Origin of the sequence: Thermobacillus sp. (assembly GCF_003390775.1) — a bacterium.
GTDB classification, from domain to species: domain Bacteria; phylum Bacillota; class Bacilli; order Paenibacillales; family Paenibacillaceae; genus Thermobacillus; species Thermobacillus xylanilyticus.
This window is the reverse complement of record NZ_QEWA01000007.1, coordinates 1-7,720: the sequence shown is the minus strand read 5'-3', so window position 1 is coordinate 7,720 and position 7,720 is coordinate 1. Positions and strand designations below refer to the sequence as shown.

Below are 7,720 nucleotides of genomic sequence, written 5' to 3'. Positions count from 1 at the left end.
GCCTTCGCCCATGTACGCGGGGCTCGGCTTCCTCTTTTCCCTCTTGCGAGGCCTTTTTGACGACGCGGCAGGATTCACTTGATGTTACGGCCTGACATGTTGCTCGCCCTGTCTCTGACAGGTACTTCCGTCGATACGCTTTTACGCACGGATTTCGCCGTACGCAGGCATCCTGGCTACACGGGGGCTTGGCCCCTCCCGTGGCCGGACTTTCATCGGCTAGAAGATACGTGCTTTCTGGGCACGCCGTACTGCAAGAAGAACTGCCGGCATCCAGCCGGCAGTTCTTCTATTCTCCGATAAGCCGAAGATGATTTACATTCTGACGATGTGCCCGATGACTTCTTTCGTCTCCGGGTCGAAGAGGACCGTGAGCGGTCCGAGCAGCGCGTCCTGGTCCGTCTTGTATGTTACGGCGACCAGCTTGCCGCCGTTCGCGCGGATGTCCTCCAGCAGCTGCTCCTTGCCTTCCAGCGGGATGACGGCCGCGTTCGCGGCGTCAATCAGCTCGACCAATGCCTCATCCTTCGCCGTGATCAGGTGCGCTTTGTCCTCATCCGAAAGCTGCTTCCAGGCGAGCTCGCGGTACTCCTGCTCTTCCGCCGGCGCCAACCATTCGCGCTGGTCGTCGACTTCGATGTACTGCGCGTGGCTCTGCGGAGGCAGGCTCTTCATGACGGCCGGGCCGTAATAGGCGCGCACCACCAGCCCCGGCTCAAGCAGCTCCGCATCCGCCGGCTGCTTGTCGGAGCGGACGATCAGCGTCTCCGGACCGGCAAGGAGCATCAGCTTGACTTCGCCGCCTTCCTCGTCGGCAAGCGCGATGCGCCAGCCGTCCTCCGTCTTCTCGACCGAATGGATGACCTGCTTGGCCACCAGATGCTGCTGCATAACCTTGATGGACGCGGCATGCGATTGGGCGGGATAGCTCATCGCCACCATCGGGCCGTATTCCGCTTCGATGGCCATGCCCGTCGCGAGATCTTCCGCGGCGAACGGGTTACCTTCCGCATCGGTGAGCACCGTCTCCTTGTCCGCGTACAGGATGAGCCAATTGTTCGGACCGATCACATCAATCCGCCACCGGTCGCCGTCCTGCGTCACGCCGTTAATGTAGCCCATGAACGTCATGTACTGTTCCTCGTCCTCCGCACCCGACAGTTCGATGCGGTTGCCTTTCCAATGGATTTCGTATCCCGTCGCTTCGGCGATGCCGCGGGCGGGGAGATAAGCTTTGCCTTCAATGATGACCGGCTTCATTCCGGTTTCGGCGCCGTCGACGGCAACCATGATATCGGGTCTCAGCCACCCGCTGATTTTCTGTCCGATTCCGTCCGCGCCGGCCGAAGCCGCTGCAACGAGCAATCCCGCCGTCGTCATGACGGCCAGCCATTTCCGGGGTTGTCGCATGGTTTTCTCATCGCTCCCTTCCACAAAGTGCTGCAATTGCACCTTCACAGACGGAGCATTCCCCGAAAAAGTTACAGCCAGTCCCCGACATTTTTTGTCCGGTCCGGTTCAGCGGCTCTTGATCAGCGCCATCTCCTGCCTGCGCGCGAATTCTTCCGGCGAGACCGCCCCGCCGAACAGCGCCTGAACAAGCGTGTAATGTTCCTCGGCCGCAACCGGTTTCATCTGCACATCCGCGTACAGCGTCACCTTGTTCGCCGTCCGCAGTTCGTTCAGCAGATCGCTGAACATCCGCGGCAGGTGAACAGAACGCGTGTTCACTTTTGTCGCTGGAATGATGCCCGCCTCCGTCACGGCGCGTTCTCCCCATATTTTGACGAAATAGGCGACGAACTGCTTGGCCTCTTCCTTCACCTTCGAGTTCTCCGCCACGAACAGGCCGAGACCGGGGCCTCCGATCCAGTTGTTCAGCTCCCCCTTGCCGCCTTCGACGAGCGGGAAGGGGAAGAAGCCGATTTTATCCTTGAACGATTCCGCAACGTTCGGATTCGTCGTGTAATTCGGCACTTCCCATGTGCCGATTGCGAACATGGCCGCCTGTTCCGCCATGAATGCAGCCTTCGCCTCTTCATTGGACATGCCCATGAATCCGTCGTGAAAAGCGTCCAGCTCCACCAGTTCCTGCGTCAGCCGGGCCGCTTCGACAATCCGGGGATCGGTGAACCGGGACATCGCGATCGACTGATCCAGCAGATCCGCTCCGCCGACCCGGTCGACCAGATACATGAACCAGAAGGACAGCGTCCAGGCGTCCTTGCCGCCCAGCGCGATCGGCGTCACGCCGGCCTCGTTCAAGCGCCGGATGACCTCCTTCAGATCGTCGAACGTCTGCGGGGGGACCAGACCGCAGCGCGCGAAAATGTCCTTGTTGTAGAATACCGGCACGATGTTCAGTTCGACCGGCACCGCGTAGGTCATGCCATTCTTCTCGTACGCCTCCGTCGTGCCGGAGACGAACTGTCCGCCCAGCTCATCCTCCAGCAGGTCGTCGAGCGGGGTGAACAGGCCGCCTTCCACGTAGGGATCGAGAAATCCCGCCGCCCAAGTAAATCCGACATCCGGCAGCGCGTTCGATGCGGAGAGCACTTTCAGCCGGTCCTTGTACAACTCGTTTTCAAGCGCTTCCAGACTGACCGTGACACCCGGATGCTCGTCCATATACTCCTCGATAATGCGTTCGACCAGTTCGTTCTGCAACGATCCGATGTGCGGCCACGGCGACATCAGCCGGATCGTCACGCTCTCGCCCGCGTTCGCCGCGGGTGCTTCGCCGCTGCCGCAGGCCGCAAGCAGCAGCGCGGCGATCAGCATGACCGATGCCGCCGCCGGGATGCGGATCTTCACGATCTGTCCCCCTTTCCGATCAGGCGCCCTCAGGACGAATGATTGCGGTAGTCTCCCGGGCTGCTGCCTTCATACTGGCGGAACATCTTCGCGAAATGTTTCGCCGACTGATACCCGACGCGCTCCGCGATCTCCGCGACCGTCAGCTTCGTGCGCAGCAGCATGTCCTTCGCGCGCTGCAGCCGCCTGCGCGTCACGTATTCGCTGAACGTCATGCCCATTTCGTCCTTGAACAATACGCTGAAGTAGCTCGGATTGAGATGGACGCGGGTTGCGGCGTCGCGCATCGTGAACGGCTGATCGAGATTTTCGTCAATGTATTCCAGCGCTTCCCGCACCGGATCGCTGAGCGGTCTGCCGGTATCGCCGGTCTGAAGCAGCTCGCGGTCCACCACCTTCTCCATCCTGCCGATGCGCGCCCGCTCTTCGGCCTGGGCCAGAGCCCGCTCGACAGCCGAGATCAGCTTCTCCCGCCCGATCGGCTTGAGCAGGTAATCGACGACACCGAGCTGAATCGCCCGCTGGGCAAACTCGAATTCCGCGTAGCCCGAGATCAGGATGATCGCCGGCCGCTCCTCTTCCGGCATCGCCTTCAAGGTGTCGGCCAGATGCAGCCCGCTGATCTCCGGCATCTTGATGTCGGTGATCAGGAGCCGCACCCGTTCGCGCTCCAGGATGCCGAGCGCTTCGCGGCCGTCCGCGGCCGCCCGGATCGCATAGCGGCCGCCGTTCCACGCTTCCAGTATCCGGGAGAGCCCGGTGCGCGTGCGAGGCTCATCATCCACGATCAAGATGGTATGCGGGTTCATGTTCTACAACCTCCGTCCGGATCGGTATCGTCAAGGTGACGGTCGTGCCCTCTCCCTCGCGGCTCTCGATGGCAAGCACGCTTATGTTTGCCGTCTCACTGCGTGCATGAAGCCGCAGCCGCTGCTGCACATTGGTGATGCCGTAACCGGATGATTCCATCGCCTTGTCGGCGCCCATGGCGAGCTTGGAGCGGATTTTCCGAAGCTTCTCTTCGTTCATCCCCGCCCCGTCGTCCTCGACGATAACGTGAAAATAGCCGGGTTCCTGCGAGCGCTTCACCGTCACCGAGACGAATCCCGCACCGATCTTGTTCTCGATGCCGTGCTGGATCGCGTTCTCCACGAGCGGCTGAAGGATCAACTTCGGCAGCAGCAGACGGTTGTCGTCCATCTCCGAATCGATGCGCCACGACAGCCGGTCGCCGAACCGCATGCCCATGATGAGCAGATAGCGCCGGATTTGCTCGAGCTCTTCGGCGAGCGTCACCCATTCCTCACGGTTGTGCCCCGTGATCGTGTAGCGGAACAGTTCGGAAAGCGCCACCACGTAATCGGCGAGCTCGTCTTCATTTTTCTCCAGCAGGGACCAGTACAACGCTTCCAGCGTGTTATACAGAAAATGCGGATGAATCTGCGCCTGCAGCGCTTTCAACTCGGCCCGGTTCTGCATGATCTCCTTCTCGTAGACCAGCCGGATCAGTTCCTTCATGTTGCCGACCATCTGGTTGTAGGTGTGGACCAGCTCGCCGATTTCCGCCGTCGAGGAGATGTGTTCGGCCGGTTTCAGTTCGCCGAACCGGACGCTGCGCATCGACTTGATCAGGCGGAGAACCGGCCGCGTGATCGCGGTGGACAGCAGCACCGAGAAAATGATGAACAGGACCGAACCGATGGCCGCGGATACGATGATGGCCGCGCGCAGAATGAATATGCCTTTCGTAATGGCTTCGACGGGCGTCAGAATCAGCAGCGTCCAGCCGGCAATGTCCGAGTGCTGCTTGACGAGCACGTAATGCCGATCGTTGATTTCCACGGTCTTGTCTTCGCTGGCCAGCAGGCTGGCATAATCCGCGCCGGACAACGCGTCGTCCGCGGTCGCCGCGATCAGCTGCCCGTCCCGGTCGAACAGCAGCGAGACGGCGCCGACGCCCATGTCTTCGCCGAGGCTGTCCAGCCGGAACACCTGCCGGTCGATCCGGACAAGCAGATAGCCGGCCGGTGCGAACGAACGCTGGATCAGATGAATCTGCCGGATCGCCAGCACCTCGTCCTCGCCGGCCTGAGACAGGCCGATCCAGTACATGCCGCCCCGTTGCTCATGGGCCTTCACGATGAACTCGCTCCCGACGACATCGTACAGCTCGTCGCCGCCCAGCGGAAACAGCCGGTCGCCTTGGCTCGTGTAGATTTCCACCGAACGGATGCCGCTCCCGTAGAGCATCACCTGGTCCGCGACCGGCTGCAATCCTTGCCGATCCAGGAAGGTAGGCTTGAAGCCGTCCTCCACTTCCCCCAGCAGGTTCTGGACATAGGTGTTGGTCGCCGCCTGAAGCGACAGGGAGTCGATCTGCTTCATCATCGCCTCCAGCCGGCCGTTGCCCTGCACGGCGGCATGGCGGATCAGCGTCTCCGCGTTCTGCTTGAGCAGGTTCGCAGCGGAATCGAAGATGACGAATCCGACGATGGTCAGGATGACGATCATGATGGACAGAAAACCGGCGAGCATCTGGCCGCGCAGCGTGTGCAGCCTTAGCAGCCGCCCGAGTCCGGCAAGATGCAGCCGGAGCGTCTGCACGACCCTCGCGAATGGCGTTCGCAATGGCTCACCGCCTTTCATGCTGCAGGCATCCGGCATTTGTAAAATCTTGTCTGTTTGCAGTTTAGGAAATGAGACCATTCGACGTCAAGCCGGACAGAACCGTGCCACTTCAGATTTTATCGCAAGTTATCAGATTCAGAAACTCCGGTTAACAAAAAACAAAAAATTCCCGGTGCCGTCATAACGGCTGGCGCCGCCCTCCCGGGAATTGACGACAAAGGGAAAAATCCGGTTCTTACCGCATTCATCCGTGATTCGGGAACACGACGCCCGGCGACGCGGCCGGAAGCAGCCGGCCGTCCACGTACCGCAGCACCGCGTTGCCTTCGGCGCAAAACGGCAACTCCGCATCTTCCGTCCGGATCACGCCTTCCACCGGCCGGACCGTCATGCCGATGACGCCCCGCAGCGCGCCCGACCGGTCCGTAACCACCCGCACGCCCGCGGGAGCGGTCAGCAGCAGCCGTCCGTCCTTGCAGACCGCCATCGTCTCCCGCGTGTTGTGCAGCTCGTACCGATGTCCGTCGACCATCCGGCTGTACGCCGTCTCGTCCGCAAGCTGCACGCCGTGGTCCATGCCCTTCGGCAAGAGGCCCGTGAACCACAGCTCGCCTTCCGGCGCCGGCAGAATGCTGCACAGCCGTTCGACATAGTCGAGCAGGCACAGGATGGCGGGAGAATACGCTTCGGTGTATCCTTCCGCGCCCGTCCACGGGCTCAGCACCTGCCCGAACCGCTCGATCCGCGCCATCGCCGCCAGGATCGGGTGAATCACCCAGGTCAGCTCGACGAACCGGCCGTAGTGGTCGAACGCCCGCGGCGCGCGGAGCAGGCTCAGGAAGTTGACCGCCCCGGCCCACGTGTTGTACGCCGCATGCGGGTCGAACCGGGGATCGTCCATCGCGATCGGCGTGAACGGATATTTCGCGAAAAACTTTCGCGTGTTCAGCAGATACCGCTCCAGCGAAGCGGCGAACAGCCCGTCGTCCGCCGCTTCGCAGGCCAGCACGTGCAGCAGCACGTCGGATTGGATGCGAATGAACCGGCCGCATGAGTCCACGTCATAGAAAAATCCGTCCGCCTCGTCATAGCAATGGCGCATGAGCGCCCGGCGCGTCTCCTCCGCGGCATCCCGCCACCTTGCGGCCGCGGCCTCATCCCCGAGCTCCGCGGCCATCCGGGCGAGGTAGCGGCGCCCGCAGAAGACGCTGGCCGTCAGATCCGGCGCCAGCAGCGGAAGGAGCGGCGAGTCCGGATCGCAGGCGGCCGGGTCGTCCCGATAAGGCGTGTCCGGGATATGCCAGAACCGGGGCGACAGGTCGTGCCCCGTGTCGAAGGCGCAGAACGCCTCCACGCAGCCCGTCCCGCGCGTGTTGCGATGGCGGGCCAGCCATTCGTCGTAGCGCGCCAGCGCCCGGTACATGTGCACAAGGAACGCCTTGTCCCGGCCGTCCAGCAGGTAGTGGTGCCAGACGCTGCGCGCGGGCGGCGTCACGAGCTGGATCTGCTTGAACACCGCGGAGCCGCCCGTCACCTTGTACGGAATCAGGCCGTCTTCCCGCTGCAGATCCGCGAATTGCCGGAACGTCGCCTCCGCCGTCTGCGGACAGAACCGCGCCAGCACCTCAGCGTTGATCGTGCCGGTGCTCTCCAGCCAGCAGCCCCGGTAGACGCCACCCTCCTGCAGCACGGGCCTCCCGGCGGCGTCCGCATCGACGCACAGAGCGAGCAGCTCGACCGCCTTCCGCCAGGCGCGGTCCAGCAACCCGCGGGAGGTGGCGAACTTGACCCCGGATGCGGCGAACTCGTCCAGCAGCGCCGCGCCGGCCGGCGAGGCCGCGGCTCCCGCCGGTTCCAATGCCGCGAGTGAATCCGCCGCGCGGAGCCGATCAAGCAATTCCGCTTGTTCCGGCAACAGGTTCTCCTCCGTTCCATCCGTCGTCCAAACCGGTGAATTCCGGTTCGTCATAAGCGTAATATCGGCCCAGTGCCGAATGTCGGGTTCCGTTATTGTTCATCGTGCACATTGTAACATGCTCCCATCCCTTTAGGTAAGTACGTTACCCGGAGGTTAGTAAGAGTCTATCCGAAAACCATTATAAGCAAGTAGGAAAACGGTGGAACATGTCGAATTCCTTCAAGAGAAGCACCTGGAGGAGATCGTCATGGCAAATGCACCGAAGCAACTCTTTTCGATTCCCGATGAACTGTGGGAGAAAATCCAACCTTTGCTACCGGAGGAACCGCCAAAACCGAAGGGCGGTCGTCCGCGCATGGA

5 protein-coding genes and 1 pseudogene are annotated in these 7,720 nt (G+C 62.0%); 1 reads left to right on the top strand and 5 read right to left on the bottom strand.

What is annotated here, in order from left to right:
• Nucleotides 1-315: 315 nt before the first annotated feature.
• From C6W55_RS00140 to C6W55_RS00120, 5 genes are all read right to left on the bottom strand, one after another.
• Nucleotides 316-1,410 (bottom strand): stalk domain-containing protein, encoded by a 1,095-nt coding sequence (locus C6W55_RS00140; RefSeq protein WP_286890667.1) that lies wholly within the window; start codon nucleotides 1,408-1,410, stop codon nucleotides 316-318.
• Between the two features lie 108 nt (nucleotides 1,411-1,518).
• Nucleotides 1,519-2,814 (bottom strand): extracellular solute-binding protein, encoded by a 1,296-nt coding sequence (locus C6W55_RS00135; protein WP_286890666.1) that lies wholly within the window; start codon nucleotides 2,812-2,814, stop codon nucleotides 1,519-1,521.
• Nucleotides 2,815-2,843: 29 nt separating this feature from the next.
• Nucleotides 2,844-3,623 (bottom strand): response regulator transcription factor, encoded by a 780-nt coding sequence (locus C6W55_RS00130; RefSeq protein WP_015253465.1) that lies wholly within the window; start codon nucleotides 3,621-3,623, stop codon nucleotides 2,844-2,846.
• Entirely contained in the window at nucleotides 3,592-5,442 is a 1,851-nt protein-coding gene (locus tag C6W55_RS00125) for a cache domain-containing sensor histidine kinase (protein ID WP_286890656.1), read from the bottom strand. The genes C6W55_RS00130 and C6W55_RS00125 overlap by 32 nt, the downstream gene beginning before the upstream one ends.
• A gap of 244 nt (nucleotides 5,443-5,686) precedes the next feature.
• Nucleotides 5,687-7,357, bottom strand: a complete 1,671-nt coding sequence (locus tag C6W55_RS00120; RefSeq protein ID WP_286890654.1) for an MGH1-like glycoside hydrolase domain-containing protein — start codon at nucleotides 7,355-7,357, stop codon at nucleotides 5,687-5,689.
• A 250-nt stretch (nucleotides 7,358-7,607) separates the two neighbouring features.
• On the opposite strand from C6W55_RS00120, the pseudogene C6W55_RS00115 reads away from it, so the two are divergent.
• Nucleotides 7,608-7,720, top strand: a pseudogene (locus tag C6W55_RS00115) (IS5/IS1182 family transposase); the annotation flags it as partial.

Coding starts and splice junctions, on each gene's coding strand:
- C6W55_RS00140 (WP_286890667.1), bottom strand. CDS start 1,410: ATGCGACAACCCCGGAAATGGCTGGCCGTCATGACGACGGCGGGATTG.
- C6W55_RS00130 (WP_015253465.1), bottom strand. CDS start 3,623: ATGAACCCGCATACCATCTTGATCGTGGATGATGAGCCTCGCACGCGC.